Genomic DNA, 20,465 nt, shown 5'->3' on the forward strand with positions numbered 1-20,465 from the left:
TTAGACCGGCTCGAACCGATAGCCGTCCCACTCCTGGCTCGCCGGCTCCCGAATGCCCGCACCCGGCTCGCGGAGTTCATCGGCGTAGACCGGCCGGACCTGGTCACCGACCTCGATCTCGCCCGTCGTCACCTGTCCGATCGCGCGCACTGATTCGCCCTCGATCGTGAACTCGACGATCGCCAAGTGGTTCGGCTCACGAACGCCCGGGGGCGTCGCCGTCGAGGTCGTCCACGTGATGACCTCCGCGGTGAACTCGCTCAGATCGATCGTTTCCACCGGCTCCGCGCCGTCGGGGCCGCGCGGATGTCCAGGGTAGCTGATCGTGCCGTCCTCGTACCGGTAGGCGTCCATCGTCATTGTGCTGCCTCCATGATAGTGGTGATAACGCAGTTGCCGAAGCCGCCGACGTTACAGCACAGTCCCACGTCTGCCTCGACCTGCCGTGGGCCGGCCTCGCCGACGAGCTGTTCGTAGATCTCGACCCCCTGTGCGACGCCGCTCGCACCGAGCGGATGACCCTTCGATTTCAGCCCGCCGGAGGTGTTGATCGGCAACTCGCCGTCGCGTTCCGTCTCCCCTTCTTCGACGAGTTCCCAGGCCTCGCCCTGCTCGGCGAAGCCGAGTCCCTCCATCTGGAGGAACTCGAGGATCGTGAACATGTCGTGAAGTTCAGCGACGTCGATATCGTCGGGCTCGCGGCCGCTCATCTCGTAGGCCCCCTCGCCGCTCTCGACGACGCCGCCCATTACGGTCGGGTCCTCGCGCTCGTGGACGACGTGGGTGTCCGTCGCACCGTCGATACCCGTGATGACGGCGTACTTGTCGGCGTACTCCTGGGCGACGGATTCGGGACACAACAGCAGGGCCGCCGACCCGTCCGTGATCGGACAGAAGTCGTACAGTCGGAGCGGATCGGCCACGATCGGCGACTCCAGCACCGTCTCCAGATCGACCTCCTTCCGGAACTGCGCGTGCGGATTGTCGACGCCGTTTTTGTGGTTCTTGACCGCAACCTTCCCGAGGCTCTCGCGGGGCGCATCGAACCGATCGAGGTAATGCCGAGCCGTCAGGCCGGCGAACGAGGGCAAGGTCACGCCGTGTTTGTACTCGACCGGATGGGTCAACGAGGCGATCACGTCCGTCGCCTCGCCGGTCGTTCGATGGGTCATCTTCTCGCCGCCGACGAGCAGCGTCATCTCGCTCGCCCCGCTCGCGACCGACTGCCAGGCGGCGTAGATGCCCGCCCCGCCGCTCGAACTCGTCTGGTCGACCCGCTGGGTGTACGCCGGCGTCGCGTCGATGTCCTGAGCCAGCGCGTTCATGATCCCGGTCTGTCCCTCGAACTCGCCGCTCGCCATGTTCGAGACGTACAGGTGCTCGACATCCGCCGCGTCGACGCCCGCGTCGTCGAGACAGGCGAGTCCCGCCTCCGAGAGGAGTTCCAGAACCCACTCGTCTCGCTGCCCGAACTGGGTCATCGACGAGCCGATGACTGCAACACGTTCCATACCCTACTGCACACAGGTCACTGTTTTATATGGTAGGGGTCCGGAACGTTCGCGGCGCGACGGTATCGACCAGTACTGGGAGCGGCAGGTAGCTGGCAGTTCCTGCACAGCAGTGTCTATCCGACTACATGTCGATTACGGTGATCCGCGCTCGCTACTGGTAAATGTACCACTCGCCACCATCTTTCACCATGGTGAAGTAGAACTCATCGACCGGCCCCGACGAATACGAGACGTACACGAACGCGTGGTCGTCGAGACCGCTCTCCTCGAACGTGGCGCTCAAATCGTTCTTCATACGGTAATCTACTATCCGGCGGGAGTGGAGCGATCAGGTTAGGCTGATTCGGGCGTCGCCGTCTGCAACTCGCTCGCACGCGAGCGCGCCTGCGAGATTACCGCGGGTCGCGCCTCGAAGGAAACGAGAACGTCTTCGTCGCCGTAGGTAACGTCGTCGACGTGGGCGTTGTCGTGGATCCACGAGACCACGCTCATCGTCTCGTCGGTCATCGGCAGCACGAGCCGTTCTTTTTCCCAGTCGGGCAGTTCGTTGTCGATCCGATCGAGCAGTGCGTCGACGTTCGTCCCCTCCCGCGCGCTGACGGTGACCGGATTCGGTGCGAGCGCGGACAACGCCTCTTGCTTTTCCTCGAGTTCAGCGTCGTCGACGGCATCGATCTTGTTGAGGACGGTGACGATCGGGGCCTCGTTGCGTTCGTAGAGCGTGTCGTGGCTGGTAACGAGTTTCTCGTGGATGTCGTCGACGTCTTCGCTCACGTCGACGACGAGCAAGACGAGGTCGGCCCGGTAGACGGAATCGAGCGTCGATTTGAAGGATTCGACGAGCCAGTGGGGCAGATCGCTGATGAAACCGACGGTGTCGGTTACGAGCACGTCGCGCGGGTCGATGTCGGCGCGGCGGGTGGTCGTTCCAAGCGTGGTGAACAGCTTGTCCTGGGATTCGGCGGTCGAGTCGAGGTCGGGGTGGAGATCCTCGTTCTCGTCGACATCGAGATCGGCCGCGAGTCGGCGGAGCAGCGTGGATTTGCCGGCGTTCGTGTAGCCCGCGAGCGCGACCAGATCGAACCCGGAGTTGCGCCGTCGTTCGCGGCGGTGTTCCTCCGTTTGTTCGATGCGCTCGAGTTCGTCGGTGATGCGGCTGATCTGGTCTTTGATGTCCTGCTCGCGGCTTTCGTCGTACTCGCCGAGCCCCATGAAACCGGGGTGCTCGTCGCGTTTGGCGAGGCTGGTCTTGGCCTCGGCGCGGGGCAGTTCGTAGCGGAGTTCGGCGAGTTCGACCTGGAGCTGGGCTTTTCGAGTTTGAGCGCGCTGGCCGAAGATTTCGAGGATGAGGGTGAACCGGTCGATGACTTCGACACCCTCGGGCAGGAGTTGGCCGAGGTTGTACGTCTGGTAGGGGCCAAGCCGGTTGTCGAAGATGACGGTCGTCGCGTCCGTGGCGGCGGCTGTTTCGGCGAGTTCTTCGGCCTTGCCCTCGCCGATCTGGAGTGCGGGGTCAGCCCGGCGGGATTGGGTAATCTCACCGACGACGGTGTAGCCGGCGGCGGCGGCGAGGTCGGAGATCTCGCTCGTGTCTGGCGTTCCGGAGTCGACGCGCTTGGCGATGAGTGCTCTCATGCGGATTCGAATGCGATTGCAGGGGTCACTTCGGGTTTGTCGGTGGTTCTGCGGTTGGGTCGGATGGTGGTGGTTGTACTGGTACTGACGGCGTCTGGACGAAAGCCGCTACTACCGTTGGTGAGACGTATCACAGATGAGACCACTGCCGCTGCAGGGACACAGCCACAGAGCAGCGTGGACAGTGTACTCGATTCTCGGCCGGTGCTACCGAGACGAAGCGTGGACTGTTGTGGTTGGGACTCGATCGGGTGTCGCCGCTGTTGCCGAGACGAAGACTCCATGCGCGCACGCGAGCACTGGTGCGGGTACAACTGCAACTGCAACTGCAACCGCGACCGGGCTGGCGACGAGACGCCATCAACCACGCTCGGGGTGCCGGCAGGCCACCTCCGTTGAACGCAAGACAATCATACTCCACTGTACGTCTCCAACCGCCTTGAATCCCGTGCCCGCGCTGAACTCGTCGTTGTACCGCCGGTTCGCCGGCCGCTCGCTCGACGGAAATCGGATCAAAACAGTCATTATCTGTGATACGAATACTCGCGGTGATGGTTTCCGCCGACCCGACGACGCTCGCACTCGAGTTCATCGCCGGCGCAGTCCTCGGCGGACTGCTCGGCTTTGGGACAAAGCGAGTCGCTAAACTGATCGCCATTATCTTCGGCATCGAACTGATGGTCGTTCGCTATCTCCAGTCCCAGGGCATCGTTATCGTGGACTGGGATCGACTTTCTGCCGGGCTTATCACGACACAAGAACAGACGGTGTCAAATGCCGGTGTCACTGCCCACTGGATCGACTCGCTCCTCTCCGTCGCCTCGATCGCCGTCGGCTTTACGATCGGCTTTCTGATCGGATACCATCGCGCCTAAGACGGGCTGCTGGCAGTCAGTTCCAAAGGAATTCGAACCGCTGCAACTGCGCTGGAAATCGGTATGGCAGACCGTCTGACGCCATCTGTGTCCGGGAACGGTACGTAGACCGGGTTAGAACAGAACGTCCGGGACTGTAATACTGCAGTGTCGCTGTTGGATTTCCAGTCTCAGGGACTTCCGGTCTCACACCGGTACCGTCACGACGCGCCACTGACTATCGCGTCTGAATATCATCCTTGTCCTTGATCAACTCCGTCTCAGCGTTGCCGCTCGAGTGTTCGTTGACCACGTCGTAGAACTCGTTTTGCATCCCTGCGGGGAAGGTGACGACGCCGATCCAGGAACCGTCGGCCTGCCACTCCTCGCGCTCGAGGTCGCCGAACTGTCTGACCTGGGCCTGCGCGCTGCCCGCGTACTCCGCCGGAATCTGGACCGCGATCGTCACCTCCTCGAACCGAATCGGGATCACCGGTCGAAGGTCGTCCAGCGCGTCGTCGACCTGCGATTCGACCGTCTCCATCGGATCGACGGTAAAGCCCGCTTCCTCGAGTGCGTTTTCGATCCGTTCCGGCGGGTGTGGCGCATTATCCATCTGCGGATTGACCGCGTTGCGCGCGATGGTGTCGACCAGCTGTTTGCGCTTTTTCTCTTGCATCTCGCGTCGCTGCTCGGCCGTAATCTGGATCTCTCCCTCCGTGATAACTTCCGGGATGATCTCCAGTGGATCCGTCGTATCGAAGACCTTCTCGAGGTCGCTCTCGGCGGGGCGGTCCCCACGAGAGGCATTGTCGAAAACGTCCTCCGCAGCGATGACGTCCTCCAGGTCACCCTCGAACTCGCCGCGTTTGATCGCGAGAGCCGCATCCGGATCGACCAACACTTCAAAACGCGCCCCGTGTGACTCGAGTCGCGCTGTCACCGCCTCGTCAAGAGAGATCATACCGAAGCGTTCCTCCGGCTTCCTAAAAGAGTTTTTCCTGAGACGAGGCAGTTGCTCGGAGCCGTCGAACGAATCCGAATCCCGAAACAGTGACAAACGAGTGCAGTAGCGCGAGTTGTCAGGAATCGGGGAGTCGGGTCAAGATCTGATGATCGTGAACTCGAGCGACCGAGCGGGTCGTCACGAGTCTCTGGCTCGATTACTCTTCGGATTCGCCGTCCTCGTCGCCCTCATCGAGGAGATCGTTTTCGGTCAAGTGGTCCGCGATGCGGTCCTGTTCGAACTGTTCGAAGCTCTCGGTTTCGGCGTCAACGGTCGCAAGGCCGACCTCGCTCGGGAGCAGCGAGCCGTCGTTGACCGACGCGAGCGCGTCGAGTGCGAGCTGAATACCGCCGTCTAAGTCAGCCTCGTCGTCGTAGTTTTCTTCCAGATAGCTCTGGAGTTCACTGCGGTCGGCACCGACGGCGAGGGCCTTCCACTCGTATGGCGTCCCGGACGGATCGGTCTCGAACAGGCGCGGCTCGCCGTTCTCGACGCCGCCGACGATCAGTGCGACGCCGAACGGGCGTGCGCCCCCAACCTGGGTGTACTGCTGGATGTGGTCGGTAACTTCCTTCGTCAGCGTTTCGACGCCGATCGGTTCGCCGTAGCGCAGTTGGTTGACCTGCGTCTGTCGGCGCGCGAAGTCGATTAGCTGACGCGCGTCGGCGACGTGACCCGCGCTCGCGATGCCGATGTGGTCGTCTGCCTTGTGGATCTTCTCGACGCTCGAATCTTCGAGCAGCGGCGAGGGAACGCGCTTGTCGACGGCCAGCACGACGCCGTCGTCGGTTCGCACTCCAATACTCGCCGTGCCACGTTTGACCGCCTCGCGGGCGTACTCCACCTGGTAGAGTCGGCCGTCGGGCGAGAAGATCGTGATGCCTCGGTCGTACGCCTGCTGTTGGGCTTGTCCCTGCATAGTATCACGCTAAATCGTAATCGAGGTCTGTCGTCCCCGCGAACGCCGCATCGAGTCGCACGTCTACAGATCCATCGCGCACGACGGCGACTCGCTCCTCGTTCCCGAACACGACGTTTCTCTCTTCAGAATCTTGCCCGCGTCGCCCTAAATACTTTTCTTCAGCGGCACGGATCGTGCCACTGATACCGCTGACCCGAACACCGACCGGCTGTCCGTCGATTTCGTCGATGCAAGCGAGCGCCGCCCGCGCTTCGTCTGTCCAGCCGTGTCTGACCTTGACGAGCGCCTCACCGACGCCTGCATCGGCACTGAACTCGAACTGCAGGACCGACAGCCCGGCGCGTGCGCTCCCCGGATCACCGAGCAAGTTCTGGCCCGCATACCAGCACTCGCGCTGAAACGCCCGGCGGTCGATCGTGGCGTCGGGCCAACTTTCTATCTCGACCGCGAGATACCGCCAGCGCGGCCGGAGGTGCTTTGGAAGGTGTTTCATTCGTTCTGGGCCGCGTCGGGACGGCCGCGCTCGGCCACCAACACGCCGACCTGCTCGTGAACGCGTTCGACGGCCGACAGTGAGAAGCCGGCGTCCGTAAGCGCATCCGCGAGGAAGCCGACGGTCGCCGGATCGTCGACCTCCGGCGAGTAGAACGGCTCGTCCGGGTTCGGCTCGCCGAAGAACATCACGTCCCCGAGGACGAACGTGCGCGGACCGAGGTCTGCGATCACCGAAATCGCCTCGCGCTTTTCCTCGTCCGACAGGTGATGCATCGCGAAGTTCGACGTTACGATATCGACGTCCCCGTCGTACTCGGGCTCTCGGAACGTCCCGTGGCCGAACACGACGTTCTCGATCCCTTCGTCGGCCGCTTTCGTCTCCGCTTCCGACATCATGCCCTCGCTGATGTCTCGCCCGACGACGCGCGCGGCGTCCGGAGCCAGCGCGAGCGCGATCGCGCCCGTTCCGGTCCCAAGATCGAGAACGACATCGTCCGCATCGGGCGCGGCGTACTCGATAACCATATTCGCGCACGCGCGATACTCGTCGGAACTCTCGTCGTCGTACTCGCTTGCGATCTCGTCAAACCGGGCGGCGTGATCCTCAATGCTCCTCTTCATACCTCCCTCGTTCGACCCCCGGCTCAATGAACGACTCGGACTGGATCCGTCGGTTGCGCTCGGCCAGCCGCCCCCACTCTTCGAGTCCCGCCTCGACGAACGAACTCGAGAGACCGAGTTGCTTGCCGAGCGCCGCCAGTTCCCGCGGCGCGCGGAGTTCGAGGTGCGACCGCGGCGCCGCGCTCACGACGTAGGGAGCGTCGTAGTGGTCGACGATATCCGCGAGCTTTTGCAAGGACTGGATGATCCGCACACGTCGCCCGCCGTGGGTGCGAAGGACGCCCGAGAGATCGAACTCGAAGCGAACGCCGTTCTCGACGGCTGCCTTCGCGAGCACGTGATTCACATCGCCCCCCTCGGCCATCGGCCGGGCGAGCACGTCCACCTTCTCGTTTTCCACGGCAAAGCGGTTCATCGCGGGCGTCCCGCCAGCGACCGCGACAATCGTCTCGTCGGTCCGGTAGTTGCCGACCGCACCGCTTGCCTGTTCGATATCGTCGGCATCGATTTCGATCCCTTCGACCACGTCGATCCCGTACTCGTCCCCGATCCGCTCGGCGTCGAACTCGGCCCGCTCGTCCGCGCGATTGCGCACGACCACGCCCTCGAAACCGAACTCGGCCGCCGTCTTCGCGAATCTGGCGACCGTGCTTTGTCCGTCGGGGTGGGCGTGGACGGCCTCGTACATAGTCGTGGACTCACGCGGCGAGAACTTGGGGTTTGCGTCATCCGGCGACACCGGCTACCGGCTGTCCGCCGAATAGAAGACACCGAGTTCAGCGAGAAACAGTGATGCGACAGTCGGTGTCGGCCAGTCTCAGTTCAGGATGGACTGGGCGACCGTCGCGAGCTGGCCGTTGTCGGCCTCGCGGAGGCGGTCATCGCCGATCTTCAGGCGCAGGCGCGGCCGACCAACGTCGATCGGTACCTTCTCGGTGTCGATCAGGCCCATGTCTTCGAGCTTGGTCTTCGTGCGGCTAAAGGTCGCCTTCGACGCGATGCCAACGTCCTCGCCCCACTTGCTGATGTCGTACAGCAACGCCTCGTTCTTGGCCGCGACGAGCAGCGAGATCGTCACTTCGTCGAGCCCGTCGCCGTCGCCACGAGCGGTCTCGAGCGAGTTCAAGATCGCGGTGAAGTCGTCCTCGGCCTCGGGGCTGATCTCGTCGGAAAGGGTCTCGCGAACGTCCGTAATCGGCGGCGTCCGGAGGTTGTAGGCGGGTGCGTCTTCCCAGCGGGCGGCGTAGGTGTCGTACGTGTCCTCGACGAAACTGTCGTCGTCGGTGACGAGGCCGCCGACGCGGTCGCCGGCGTGGACGACGGCGATGACGCGGTCTTCGGTGACCAAAAGCGAGTTCTCCGGCGCTTCCTCAAGCGTGTGGAGTGCGAGTGCGCCCTCGCTGATGAGGTCCGCCGCGTTCGAGGCGACGATGAAATCGTCCATAACCGCCTTCAGGGTACGCTCGTCGGCGAGCATGTGGACCGACGGGAGCGACCCATCGAGCGCCGTCGCGACAGCGATGAACTCCTCGATGGCATCCCGCGAGGGGTTGACCATGTAGACGTCACCGCTTGCGTCTTCGAGGACTGATTCGAGTATATCGTCAATCTGGTGGTTGAGTAAATTCGAAGCCATCTCTCTGCAGAAGTAAACGAGGTCCCAGTACTTAATTTTGGTGGCCATCTTCACGGCAGAACTTCTCACCTGATTGACGAACGGGTAATTTTTGTCCCGTTGTTGTTCATTATAGCTATAGGTTTCTCAGAACAACAGGATGGTCGGTCGATGAACGGAATCGACGGCCTTCGTTTAATCCGTATCTGATTGCGAGAATTAATTAGAATAATTATATAAGAGTGTCTTGGTAATATCGGACTGCATGGGTTTCAGTAGTACCCGACTCTGGATGGATGTATGGCCCTGCCAGCTGAGTGATGGATTGCTCTCTCGTCCCCGTTCGGACGACTATACGCTGTTTGCAGAGCGCGTGAGTACGTACGGCGGTCCGTAGGCGAACCGATCTACTCATCGCTACTCGTCGAAGTGCGACCAGAGCGAGTTCGACCAGTAAATATCGCCGTCGTAAATCACCGACGCCTCCGTTTCTTTGAGCAACGTTACGAGTTCAGGTTTCGAGACGATGAAATTGGACTCGGAGCCACAGAGGTAGGCGACCTCGTTGTCGGCGGTGTGGGGGAAGTAATAGGAGCCGGTGACGCGGGTCGAGTAGCAGTCGAAGGTGACGAGATATCGGGGCTGATCGTTTCGTGCTGTCTGTTGTGGCTGGGATGTACCGTCGGTGTCGTTGCTCGCGGTACTTGCGGCGCTTGCAGCGCTTGCAGTGCTCGCATCCGGATCGCCGTTCCGAATTGCGCGCGAGGAGCGTCTGTGTTCCGCGTCGAGTTCATCGATGCGGAGGGTGGTGGGCACGCGGTGTTCGCCTTGCGTAAGCGAGTGGGTGCCGTCGCCGACCACGGTGTAGTCCTTGCCCATCATGATGCGCCGGCGTGCGAGTTCCATCGCTCGTTCGATGCTGAAGCCGTTGACGAGCAGCGTCGCGAACGTGGAGCCGACCTTGATCGCGTGCTCGTTCAGGACCTCGGTGACGGTGACGGCTCCGGCGACGCTGCCCTTCTCGATCAGTGCTCGTCCCTCGTAGAAGGAGCCGCACGCATTGAGAAAGAACGTCTGAGCGGTACAGCGGTCGAGACTCGCCGTCGAGAGCGTGCCGTCGGGACAGCAGAGGCCGTCGGTCTCGCAGTGGCCGATGTAGTGGACGAAGTCGTGGCCAGTCTCGAAGACGCGAGCGAGTTCGGCCGTCGTCAGGCCGTCCTCGACGGTGACAGTCATCGGGAGGTCGCCGGACCGAGAGCGGTAGATCTCGGCCACGTCGTCGTGTTCGCCGGCCATGTCCGGGTCGTTGAGAACGACGCAGACGGAGATTTCTCCGCAAGTGCGATCGAGGAACGCGAGCCGGTTGTGGTAGGCCTCCGGCGCAGCGGTGAAGACGTCGACTGGAACGCCGTCGGCGAGCCAGCCGTGGGCCCGGCCGTGGCGCAGTTCGGGCTTGACGATGTCGACGGACGCAACCTGTCCTCCCGTCCCCGCCCGCTCGCCGGTGCGGTAGAACGCCTCGAGCGATCGTTCGACGAGTTCACGCCCCTCGAGTGTCGACGTTCGGGGTCGATAGAGCAGGCTCATCCGATCGAGCAGAAACGGCAGCGTCTCGACGCGGCTGAACTCGGGGGCGACGTACGTCGCGAGGTGCCAGTCGGGCAGGCGGTGTTCGATCGCCTCGAAGGGAATGTCGAGGTAGGTCGCGAGTCGGTCCTGCGGCGGGGCCGCGTACAGCGACTCGCTGTCGAGATCGAGGATCTCGAGCAGTCTGGACTCGGCGAGTTCGGTGCCGTAGGGGCCGGCGTTGCGGACCAGACAGTCGAGGAAGAACGTCTGTCGAAGCAACTGTTCGACCTCGCGCTCGAGTCGAGGCGGGCCGGGGAGGGAGCGTTCGACATCGTACTCGGGAAGGCAAAGCCGTGGACCGTTGATCGTTGGGTCCGTTCGAACGCGCGCCTGCAGGTAGTACGCCAGCGGCGCAGTGACGTACAGCGACTCGTACTCGGGCGGGACGACGAGTTCGGTTCCAGTCTGTGGCGTGTCGGCACGAACGCAGTCAGGAATCGCCAGTTCGTCGCCCGATTCGAGTAGCGGCGGGTGGCCCCGGAGCGTCGGATAGGAGCGGTCCGGTCCCGTCGTCTTGTGCGAGGACGAAAGGTATGAAACCGCCTGCGCGAGGGCCGCCGGTGAGTCCGGAACGGTGATCGTTCCAGTGGGGAACTCGTGGCGACTTCGAAAGCCGAGGATGACGCGCGTTCGCTCGGGAAAGGAGACGACGACGGACTCGAAGTCGTCCGTTCGCTCGATCCGCGCCGCACCGGCAAACTGCAGGTAGGTTTTGATCTCGGTGTCGACGTCGACGACGTACTCCCCGGGCGAAAGCGAGAGCGGGTCGCCGCAGGGATCGAGTTCGAGTGGCGTCGATGATTCGCGGGGGAACGCGTAGACGACGGCGTGGGGCAAGCGCAGTTCGCGTGCGGTCACCGCGATGGTTTCGTCGACCGGCCGCGGAACGTCGAGCGGCGGGTCGGCCTCGTCGATACTGAACTCGGTCCCGGTCACGGCAAGGGCAGCGGTATCGCTGTCGGTGACGGAGAGGCCATTCTGTTGGGCGTCCCACGCAAGCATCCGGTGCGGTACATCCAACGCAGTCAAGTTAGTTGTATCGGATGTTAATCAATAACAGACGACATGATCGTGCTGATCGATCGAGGGTACCGCTTGCGTTCGTGGCCCGCTTTGCCGAAGAGAGGTACACTTATACAGCAGCCAGACACCACATCGGATATGGATCACGAGCACGTTCGAGAGGTCGATCCCGCCGTCGCCGATGCGCTCGAGGGCGAGGTGGACCGCCAGCGATCGACGCTCCAGATGATCGCGAGCGAGAACCACGCCAGTCGCGCCGTCATCGACGCCCAGGGAAGCGCGCTGACGAACAAGTACGCCGAGGGCTATCCCGGCTCGCGCTACTACGGCGGCTGCGAGTTCGCCGACGAGGTCGAAGAACTCGCGATCGAACGTGCCAAAGAACTGTTCGGGGCCGAACACGTCAACGTCCAGCCGCATTCGGGGACGCAGGCGAACCAGGCCGTCTACTTCGCGATGCTCGAACCCGGGGATAAGATCCTCTCGCTGGATCTGAACCACGGCGGCCACCTCAGTCACGGCCACCCGGCGAACTTCGTCGGCCAACTCTACGACGTCGAGCAGTACGAGGTCGACCCCGAGACGGGCTACCTCGACTACGAGGGCCTCGCCGAACACGCCGAGGAGTTCGAACCGGATATCATCGTCTCGGGCTACTCCGCGTACCCGCGCGAGATCGAATGGGAGCGCATTCAGGAGGCCGCCGACAGCGTCGATGCACTCCACCTCGCCGACATCGCCCACATCACCGGCCTCGTCGCCGCGGGCGTTCACTCGTCGCCGGTCGGCATCGCCGACTTCGTCACGGGTTCGACGCACAAGACCATCCGCTCGGGTCGCGGCGGCATCGTGATGACCGGCGAGGAGTACGCGGACGACATCGACTCGGCCGTCTTCCCTGGCGGCCAAGGCGGACCGCTCATGCACAATATCGCGGGCAAGGCCGTCGGCTTCAAGGAAGCGCTCGAGCCCGAGTTCGAGGAGTACGCCGAACAGACGGTCGCAAATGCCGAAGCGCTCGGCGACCGGCTCGCCGAACACGGCTTCTCGCTCGTCTCGGAGGGGACCGACAATCACCTCGTGCTCGTCGACCTGCGCGAGAGTCACCCCGACACCTCCGGCGGCGACGCCGAGGAGGCGCTCGAGGACGCCGGCATCGTCCTCAACGGGAACACGGTTCCCGGCGAGACGCGCTCGCCGTTCGACCCGAGCGGCATCCGCGCCGGCACCCCGGCGCTGACCACGCGCGGCTTCGACGAGGACGACTGCCGAACGGTCGCGGACTTGATCGCCCGCGTCGTCGACGAGCCGGACGACGAAGACGTGATCGCGTCGGTCCGCGAGGAGGTCGACGAACTCTGTGCAGCATACCCGCTGTATCAGGACGAGTAACCGCGGTCTGACGGCCGTCGCCTTTCTGCAATTTCGCTTCTCAGTGAGCAGTACCGTCTCATCGTGAGCTACAGAACGGAGCACAGCGCCGACAGTCACACGTCAGCGACCGCCGACGCGCCCGTTACTGGGTCGAGTCGTCCGCGTTCGAATCGGCCTGCCGGCGAACCCATTCGAGGCCGAGCGCACCGCTGACGATGCCGGCACCGGTCGTGAAGCCGGGAACGGTATCGTCCCCGGAGCTTCCGTCCGTCTCGTTGGACGTTCCGTTTTCGGCGCTGTCGTTGCCGTTGCCGTTCCCGTTACTACCGCCGTCGGAACCACCGTTATCGCTGCCGTTCCCGCCGTCGGTTCCGTCACTTCCCTCGGTCGTGTCATCTCCCTCGTCCGCCCCTTCGTTCCCGTCGCCACCGCCATCGGCCGGATCGCCGTCGCCCTGGTCACCGCCCTCGTTACTTCCGTCTTCGTCACTGCCGTCTTCGTCACTGCCGTCTTCGTCACTGCCGTCTTCGTCACTGCCGTCTTCATCGCCCCCATCGTTCCCGTCTTCATCACCTGCCCCCTCTCGGAGCGCGACGAGTTCACCGCTGCGGTCGACGTAGATCGTTCCGTCGCTGATCGCGCGAACGTGGCCGACGGGAACGTCGTCGTTCGAGAGGACCCACTGCTCGGTTCCGTCGTGCTTGTTCAGCGCGACGAGGTCCGTACTGTACGGTGGCGCGTCCTCGCCTTCGGAGCCAGCATCGCTAAAGTAGACGTACACCGTCTCGCCATAGATGGCGGCGTGGCCGGCGTTAGCGTTGCTCTCGACCTGCCAGTAGTACTCGTGTTCGTACGCGCCGACCTCGAGTTGGTGGTCGGTCCCGGTAACGTAAATTTCGTCGTCGAGCGCCCAATCGACACTCTCGGATGCGACCAAAATATCGTCATCGCCGGTTTGTGCGTTCACGAGTACGCACTCGGCCTCCGAGTTGCCGACGGCGACAGTGCTCGCCGTCGCTCGAACCTGGGTGTTCTTCGCGGCCGTCCCCAGGTACGGTATCGGAGCGAGCCACACCTCGGCCCCGGTTTCGGGCTCGAACGCGACGGCACCGCCCCACGACAGGGCATAGACGACCCCGTTCGCCGCCGCGGTGTAGCTGGTGAACTCGTATTCCGCTTCCTCGTCTGCCTCCGGGTCCGGTGGTGCGGTGATCGACTCCTTGCGCCACCGAACCGACCCGTCGTCGGTTTCGAGGGCGTACAGCGTCCCGTCGACGCCGACGTAGACCGCGCCGTAGGCCACCGTTGGACTCCCGAGCAGTGCGTCGGTGTCGAACTCGCTCTCCCAGCGGACGCTCCCGTCCGAGCTATCGAGCGCCACGACCTTATCGCCGGTGACGTAGACCGTCTCGCCGACCACCGCCGGTTCGCTCGCGTCGACGGTCGTGTTCTCCCAGACGAGCGTTCCGTCGGCCGCGTCGAACGCAGCGACGCCGTCCGCAGTCGAGGTATAGACGGTGTCGTTGGCGACGGCGACCGGTCCGGTCGACCCGACGGACCAGACGGCCTCGAGCGCGTCGGCATCGAACTCGGTGCCGGCGTCGACACTCCTGCTGTGGCTGGCGTCGCCGGCGAACGACGCCCAGTCTTCGTCCTGATCCGGATTCGGTTCCAGCGACGGGTCCGGAAGCGACTCGGCGGCGGATTCCTCCGAGTCGTTACGGCCGGCGGCGATCGAGGTCATCCCGCTTCCGACGGAAAGCGCTGCACCGGTTGCGAGTACCGAACGGCGATCCCAATCAGACATACCGGTACCACTCCCGGAGACCGTCGTTACTATCCAGTTGTTACGACGGATTTGATCCCTGAGCAACTGTTTTGCAAACCGTTCACGACCGCACCGCACCCGTATCAGAACGCCGGCAACACCTCCTCCTCGTAGAACTCGATCGCCCGCTCCTGCTCGGGGCCGATCTGGTGGACGTAGACGTGATCGTACCCCGCGTCGACCGCCGTCTCGATACTGTCGATGTGCGCCTGCGGGTCCGGATCGGTAGTGGTCCCGCTCTCGGCGATATCGTCCCAGTCGACCATCTCCGTGGCCTGCTCGAAGTGCGCCGGCGTCGGCAGTTCTTGCCCGAGTTCACCCGGCAGTGAACCGTTCGGCCAGTACTCGTGAACGGTGTCGATCGCCTCGTCCTCGCTGTCGGCGTAGCAGATGTGCAACTGGGAGTAGGCTGGGCCGTCGCCCCCGGCGTCCTCGTACTCGTCGACCACCGCACCCTTCGGTCCGGAACACCAGAGTCCGTCGCCGTGTTCTGCGGCCCAGCGGGCCGTCTGCGGACCGAAGGCGCTCGCGATCGTCGTCGGCTGCTCGTCCGGGACCGTGAACAGCCGCGCGTTCTCGACCGTGTAGTGCTCGCCGTGGTGGCTCGTATTGTCGCCGGTCCAAAGGCTGCTCATTACGTTCATGGCCTCTGTCAGCATCTCGAGTCGAACGTCGTGTTCGGGCCAGCGGTGGCCGGTGACGTGTTCGTTCAAGTTCTCGCCGGTACCGACGCCGAAGGTGAACCGGCCGTCGAACATCTCCTCGACCGTCGCGACCGCCTGCGCGACGTTGACCGGGTGGATACGCATCGTCGGACAGGTGACGCCGACCCCGACCTCGATCTCGTCGGTCGCCGTCGCGATCCCGCCGAGGGTGCTCCAGACGAACGGCGACTCCCCCTGCGCCGGAATCCACGGGTGAAAGTGGTCCGAGATCGAGACGAAGTCGAAGCCGGCTTCCTCCGCGCGGCGGGCGTACTCGACGAGTTCAGTCGGACCATGCTCTTCGCTCGAGAGGGTGTAGCCGAGCTGGGTCATGCCGAAACCGTATCACGAACGCGCCGGTAACGGTTGAGCCTGCGTGGGCAAGAGCGCGGGAATCGAACCGCTTACCCGGACGGCGTGGGTAGCCATTCGTATGTCTGCCGTCGTTGCCGCGACTGAACTCGCGAAGACATACGGCGAGACGGTCGCGCTCGATTCCGCCTCGCTGACCGTCGACCGCGGCGAGGTCTTTGCACTCATCGGCCCGAACGGGGCCGGCAAAACGACGCTCGTCCGTGCGCTGACGGGAACGACCGATCCTGACTCGGGATCGGCGCGCGTGCTCGATGAACCGCCAGCGGCCGTCGACCGCGACCGACTCGGCGTCCTCCCGCAGGCGTTCTCGCCGCCGGATCGGCTCACCGTTCGCGAACTCCTGACCTACTACGCGGGGCTCTACGAGGAGACCCGCGATCCCGACGACGTGCTCGCCGACGTGGGCCTCGTCGATGCGGCCGACACCTGGTACGAAGACCTCTCTGGCGGGCAGCAACGTCGGGTCTGCGTCGGCGCGACGCTGGTCAACGATCCCGACGTGCTCTTTCTCGACGAGCCGACGACAGGAATCGATCCCGCCGGCCGGCGCACCGTCTGGCGGCTGATCGAGGCCCTCGCCGACGCCGGGACGACGGTCATCTTGACGACTCACGACATGGCCGAGGCCGAACGGCTCGCGGACCGCGTCGGCCTGCTTTCGAACGGTGAACTCGTCGCCCGCGGCACGCCCGCCGAACTGATCGACGAACACGGCGGAACGAGCCGCCTCGAAATCGAGACGGACGCACCCGCGGACGCGTTCGCCGATCTCCCGTTTGCCGTCGAACGACCGGCTCGAGGCCGACAGCGTGACCACCAGGGCGTCGTCGTCCGCGATATTTCGCCCGCCGACATCGGAACCGTGGTCGACGCCCTCGAAACCGACGGGATCGAGTACTCCGGACTCGCGTGGGCCGAACCCGACCTCGAAGACGTCTACCTGACGCTCGCGGATTCGGCCGAGCGCGCACGAACCGGGCGGGGTGGCGGATTGGACGCGGACGAACCGACCGACGACGAACTCGGCGATGCGCCGCGGGCGGGTGAGACTGCGTGAGCGTCGCGAGCCGCGTCCGGGCCGAGACGGGAGCCGGCTGGCGCTCGTTTATCCGCCGTCGGACGGCAGTCTTCTTCACGTTTTTCTTCCCCGTAATCCTGATCGTCATCTTTGGGGCTCTCGTCCGAACCGACCCCGCCGGCGGCGGGCTGTTCGCAGAGCCGCCGGTCTACTACGTGCCGGGCTATCTCGCCGTCGTCGTCCTCTTTACGCCGCTGTCGCGGATGGGCAGCGAAGTCGCGCGCCACCGCGAGGGCAACCGCTTCGAAAAGCTCGCGACGACGCCGCTGACCCGCGCGGAGTGGCTGCTCGCCCAGACGGTCGTCAACGCCGTCATCATCGGACTGGCGAGTCTCCTCATCCTCGGGCTCGTGATCGTCCTCACGGGTGCCGAAATCGCCTTCTCGCCCCTGCTCGTGCCGTACATCCTCGTCGGCGTCGTCTGCTTCTGTGGCGTCGGCGCAATACTCGGCAGCTACACGGATTCACAGGACGGGGCCGTCGCAGCGAGTAACGGCATCGGCCTCCCGCTCCTGTTCCTCTCGGAGACGTTTATCACGCTCGAGCAGTTACCCGGCTGGTTCGAACCGCTCGTGAACCTCTCGCCGCTGACGTACTTCACGCGCGGCGTCCGAGCGGTGACCGATCCCGGTGCGAACCCCGCTACGATCGCCGGTGTCGATCCTGCACTGGCGAACCTCGCCATCCTCGCGGTCCTCGCCGGAATCATCTTCGCACTCGGCGCACGATCGATCCCGCAAACGGACTAACCGAACTCGACGACGTTCAGTTCAGTGAACTCGAGGCTGATTCTGACCCCGACGCCGACTCTCGCTTCGAACCCAACCGCGTCGGCAACGTAAACGAAAACGTCGCCCCCTCCCCGGGCTCCGATTCGACCCAAATCTCGCCGCCGTGGCGCTCGATAATCCGCTTACAGAGCGCCAGCCCGAGCCCGCTACCCGTCTGCTCGTCGCTATCGTGACGGCGCTGGAACAACCCGAAGATCCGCTCTTGATCGTCCGGTTCGATCCCGAGTCCGTTATCACTCACCGAAATCACCCACTCCTTGCCCGTATCGTGGGCGGAGATTTCGATTCGGGGCGACTCGTTGCCGGAGTACTCGATCGCGTTCGACAACAGGTTCTGGAACACCTGCCGCAACTGATTGCCGTCTCCCTCCACGCGCGGCAGTTCACCCGCCACAATCTCGGCTCCGCTCTCTTCGATCTGCATCCGTAAATCCCGCCGCACGTCCGCAAGAACGTCGTCCAGGTCGATCGGCTCGAACGGCTCCCCCTGCGTCTCGACCCGCGAAAACTGGAGCAACCCGTCGATCATCTCCTGCATCCGCTCTGCACCGTCGACTGCGTACTCGATGAACTCGCGGCCGTCCTGATCTAGCTCGTCCGCGTACCGATTCTCGATGAGCCGCAAGTAGCTCGTGATCATCCGCAACGGCTCTTGCAGATCATGCGACGCAGCGTAGGCGAACTGTTCGAGTCGTTCATTCGACTCCTCGAGCCGCCGCTGGTACTTCTTCCGATCCGTAATATCCCGGAAGTACACCGACGCACCGGTCTCCGACGGATAAATCGTCACCTCGAGCCAGAGACCGGCCGGCTCGTAGTAGTGTTCGTAACTCGTCTGTTCCTGCGACTCCATCGCCCGCTCGAAACTCTCCCGGACGACGTTCTCGCTCGTCGACTCCGGGAACTGCTCCCAGAGCTTCTCACCGAGGAGTTCATCCGCCGGGCGCTGCAGCAACTCCTCGGCCCGTTCGTTGACGTGCGTATACTGCAGATCTTCGTCAAACGCACAGACCGCCTCGTCGACCCGGCCCAGGATCTCTTCGAGTCGGCTCTCGAGTTCACGTCGCTCGGTGATGTCTCTGAACGCGTAGATGACGCCGTCGAACTCGCCGGCTGCGTCGAACAGCGGACTGCAGTGTATCAGCAGCCACACTCGCTCGTCGGAGGAGCGTCTGATACCGACGATTTCGTCGTACACCGGCTCCTTCGTCTCTTTCACCCGCGAGAACGGGAGCTCATCGAACGACATCTGCTCGCCGTTCTCGTCGACGAGATCCCACCGCTCGTCGTTGTGCGTGTACGTCTCTAATTCCTCGATCGACCGGCCGAGAATCTCCTCCGCCCGATCGTTCGAGAAGACGTGTCGTCCCTCGGCATTGATGAGCGTGATCCCGATCGGCGATGTTTCCAGCACGTTGTTTCTGCGCGTTTGTTCTTCCTTCCGGCGTCGCTCCGCCCGCGTCCGCTCGACCGTCAGCGCGAGCAGATTCGCGACGGCCTCGACGAACGCGATCTCTCCCTCGCTGAACTCGCGCGGCGTCGTCGAATATGTGCCGAGGACACCCCACGTACCGCGGCCGCCAGCCGCATCCCGAGGCGATTCGTCGGTACCGGGAGCAGCGCCGCTGGCGGACACACCGCGTCCGTCCGCCTCGCGATCACGGCGGCCCGTATCGATCCTGACGCTGAGTCCGCTCGCCGCCTCGTCTTCGACCGGCGGTCCGGCATGCACAAACCGGTCGTCAGTCGTGAACTCGTCGACGAGAATCGGCTCGGGTGAGACGAGTGTCGCCCCGAGTTGCGTGTCGGGATCGACCGGAATCGGCCCCGTCCCGTTCAGGTCACCGGTCCGGCGCGCACCGGCACGAACGTGAAAGAACTCGTGTGCCGAATCGACCTCGAGAACGTAACACGAATCCGTGCCGAGCGTCGATCTGATTCGCTCTGTCGCCGTTCGAAAGAGTTCATCGAGCGTCTCGGTGAGGCTCCCGTGGTCGTCGGCGTCGGAGCCGGAGCCAGAGTTGGTGTCAGAGTCGATACGCTCACTAGCTGCATCCATCCCAGCACGCACGGCACCACGTCGGACGTCGAGTGACCGATCACTGAGTTCGGCCAACACCTGCTGTTGGCGCAACTGCTGGGATCGTTCGGCGTCAGGGTCCCGCGACGGCGAATCCATGTCGATCCACCTACACTGCCGATCCCCGTAAACCCTGTCCTCAAACCCTATTGAAACGGTGATTTTCTCGCATCTGAACCGTTCTTTCCCGTTGGGACGGGTGGCTGCGTATCGATACGAAAGCGGGCCTCGGCCGACCGCCTCACACCGAAACCAGCGGCACGAGCATCGCGCTGAACTCGTAGGTGAAGACGTGATTGAGCAGGACGTACGTCACGACGCCGAGGACGAGGCTCAAAATCCACGCGCCAGCGGCGATGCGGCCGACGCTGGCGTGGGCCGTCTGTTTCAACTCCGCCGGCGTGTGCGTCAGGCCGAGGATCAGCGCGTAGAGAACGACCGGAACGGAGACGATGGAGAGGATAATGTGAATCGCTAGCATGATCAGATACGAGTAGTAGGCCCAGCCCGGACCCTGGAAGAGTTTCGTGCCGCCGCCGCCGACCTTGATCAGGTAGACGACCAGAAACAGCATGATCAACGCGAACCCGCTTATCATCGCCATCCGATGCTTTCCGGTTTCGCCGGCCCGAATCCAGTACCAGCCGGCGACGAGCAGTATCGTCGTCGCCGTGTTGATAACCGCGATCGCGTGGGTGAGGAGATTGACCTGTGCGTTCGTCAGTTCCGGGTACAGCGGCACGTCGAGGAGGAAGGTCCCGAGAACGAGCGTATAGCCCACGACCGTCAGAAAGACTGTCGCTCCGATCGGCCGCTCCCGAAGTCGCTGTTGTGCGTCCGCGGTTGCCATTGTTGACCGTTAGGAGAGATGCCGTATCTGTCTTGCTGTTAGACCCCGCGTCCGGGAATCGTCCACAGGTC

The 20,465-nt window shown here is 63.6% G+C and carries 19 protein-coding genes; 4 read left to right on the forward strand and 15 right to left on the reverse strand.

Annotation, left to right across the window (positions count from 1 at the left end):
• From SM755_RS04730 to hflX, 4 genes are all read right to left on the reverse strand, one after another.
• Positions 1-360 carry a nucleic acid-binding protein gene (locus SM755_RS04730; protein WP_323171649.1) on the reverse strand — a complete coding sequence of 120 codons (360 nt, stop codon included), beginning with the start codon at positions 358-360 and terminating at the stop codon, positions 1-3.
• Positions 357-1,511, reverse strand: a complete 1,155-nt coding sequence (locus tag SM755_RS04735) for a thiolase family protein (RefSeq protein WP_323171650.1) — start codon at positions 1,509-1,511, stop codon at positions 357-359. Before SM755_RS04735 ends, SM755_RS04730 begins: the two co-directional genes overlap by 4 nt.
• Positions 1,512-1,665: 154 nt before the next feature.
• Positions 1,666-1,809 carry a hypothetical protein gene (locus SM755_RS04740; protein WP_323171651.1) on the reverse strand — a complete coding sequence of 48 codons (144 nt, stop codon included), beginning with the start codon at positions 1,807-1,809 and terminating at the stop codon, positions 1,666-1,668.
• A gap of 38 nt (positions 1,810-1,847) precedes the next feature.
• Positions 1,848-3,149: a GTPase HflX gene (gene hflX / locus SM755_RS04745; RefSeq protein ID WP_323171652.1), complete on the reverse strand. Its 1,302-nt coding sequence runs from the start codon at positions 3,147-3,149 to the stop codon at positions 1,848-1,850.
• A 551-nt stretch (positions 3,150-3,700) separates the two neighbouring features.
• Here hflX and SM755_RS04750 point away from each other — a divergent pair.
• Entirely contained in the window at positions 3,701-4,024 is a 324-nt protein-coding gene (locus SM755_RS04750) for an FUN14 domain-containing protein (RefSeq protein WP_323171653.1), read from the forward strand.
• Positions 4,025-4,241: 217 nt separating this feature from the next.
• Here the strand turns inward: SM755_RS04750 and SM755_RS04755 are convergent, their stop codons facing one another.
• The 7 genes from SM755_RS04755 to SM755_RS04785 all read right to left on the reverse strand — a co-directional run bounded on the left by SM755_RS04755 (position 4,242) and on the right by SM755_RS04785 (position 11,293).
• Entirely contained in the window at positions 4,242-4,967 is a 726-nt protein-coding gene (locus tag SM755_RS04755; RefSeq protein WP_323171654.1) for a ribosome assembly factor SBDS, read from the reverse strand.
• Between the two features lie 199 nt (positions 4,968-5,166).
• Complete coding sequence (psmA, locus tag SM755_RS04760; RefSeq protein WP_006663914.1) at positions 5,167-5,928, reverse strand: archaeal proteasome endopeptidase complex subunit alpha; 762 nt, start codon at positions 5,926-5,928, stop codon at positions 5,167-5,169.
• 4 nt (positions 5,929-5,932) lie between these two features.
• Complete coding sequence (locus SM755_RS04765; protein ID WP_323171655.1) at positions 5,933-6,424, reverse strand: Rpp14/Pop5 family protein; 492 nt, start codon at positions 6,422-6,424, stop codon at positions 5,933-5,935.
• Positions 6,421-7,047: a class I SAM-dependent methyltransferase gene (locus SM755_RS04770; protein WP_323171656.1), complete on the reverse strand. Its 627-nt coding sequence runs from the start codon at positions 7,045-7,047 to the stop codon at positions 6,421-6,423. Before SM755_RS04770 ends, SM755_RS04765 begins: the two co-directional genes overlap by 4 nt.
• Positions 7,031-7,735, reverse strand: coding sequence for an RNase P subunit p30 family protein (locus SM755_RS04775; protein ID WP_323171657.1), 705 nt, complete (start codon positions 7,733-7,735; stop codon positions 7,031-7,033). Before SM755_RS04775 ends, SM755_RS04770 begins: the two co-directional genes overlap by 17 nt.
• Before the next feature lie 129 nt (positions 7,736-7,864).
• Positions 7,865-8,683 (reverse strand): transcriptional regulator TbsP, encoded by an 819-nt coding sequence (locus tag SM755_RS04780; RefSeq protein ID WP_323171658.1) that lies wholly within the window; start codon positions 8,681-8,683, stop codon positions 7,865-7,867.
• Between the two features lie 396 nt (positions 8,684-9,079).
• Positions 9,080-11,293: a hypothetical protein gene (locus SM755_RS04785; protein ID WP_323171659.1), complete on the reverse strand. Its 2,214-nt coding sequence runs from the start codon at positions 11,291-11,293 to the stop codon at positions 9,080-9,082.
• A 159-nt stretch (positions 11,294-11,452) separates the two neighbouring features.
• On the opposite strand from SM755_RS04785, the gene glyA reads away from it, so the two are divergent.
• Complete coding sequence (gene glyA, locus SM755_RS04790) at positions 11,453-12,706, forward strand: serine hydroxymethyltransferase (protein WP_323171660.1); 1,254 nt, start codon at positions 11,453-11,455, stop codon at positions 12,704-12,706.
• A gap of 124 nt (positions 12,707-12,830) precedes the next feature.
• Here the strand turns inward: glyA and SM755_RS04795 are convergent, their stop codons facing one another.
• Together SM755_RS04795 and SM755_RS04800 are read right to left on the reverse strand one after the other, a co-directional pair.
• On the reverse strand, positions 12,831-14,495 hold the full coding sequence (locus SM755_RS04795; protein WP_323171661.1) for a PQQ-binding-like beta-propeller repeat protein: 1,665 nt from the start codon (positions 14,493-14,495) through the stop codon (positions 12,831-12,833).
• Positions 14,496-14,599: 104 nt separating this feature from the next.
• Positions 14,600-15,553: a TIGR03557 family F420-dependent LLM class oxidoreductase gene (locus SM755_RS04800; RefSeq protein ID WP_323171662.1), complete on the reverse strand. Its 954-nt coding sequence runs from the start codon at positions 15,551-15,553 to the stop codon at positions 14,600-14,602.
• 100 nt (positions 15,554-15,653) lie between these two features.
• On the opposite strand from SM755_RS04800, the gene SM755_RS04805 reads away from it, so the two are divergent.
• Positions 15,654-16,652 (forward strand): ABC transporter ATP-binding protein, encoded by a 999-nt coding sequence (locus tag SM755_RS04805; RefSeq protein ID WP_323171663.1) that lies wholly within the window; start codon positions 15,654-15,656, stop codon positions 16,650-16,652.
• On the forward strand, positions 16,649-17,422 hold the full coding sequence (locus tag SM755_RS04810) for an ABC transporter permease (protein WP_323171664.1): 774 nt from the start codon (positions 16,649-16,651) through the stop codon (positions 17,420-17,422). Before SM755_RS04805 ends, SM755_RS04810 begins: the two co-directional genes overlap by 4 nt.
• A 16-nt stretch (positions 17,423-17,438) precedes the next feature.
• On the opposite strand, the gene SM755_RS04815 is transcribed toward SM755_RS04810, so the two are convergent.
• Both SM755_RS04815 and SM755_RS04820 read right to left on the reverse strand, forming a co-directional pair.
• Positions 17,439-19,643: an ATP-binding protein gene (locus SM755_RS04815; RefSeq protein WP_323171665.1), complete on the reverse strand. Its 2,205-nt coding sequence runs from the start codon at positions 19,641-19,643 to the stop codon at positions 17,439-17,441.
• A gap of 142 nt (positions 19,644-19,785) precedes the next feature.
• Entirely contained in the window at positions 19,786-20,394 is a 609-nt protein-coding gene (locus SM755_RS04820) for a DUF420 domain-containing protein (protein ID WP_006827630.1), read from the reverse strand.
• Positions 20,395-20,465 lie beyond the last annotated feature (71 nt).

It is taken from the genome of Natrialba sp. PRR66, from assembly GCF_034808065.1.
Taxonomy (GTDB): Archaea; Halobacteriota; Halobacteria; order Halobacteriales; family Natrialbaceae; genus Natrialba; species Natrialba aegyptia.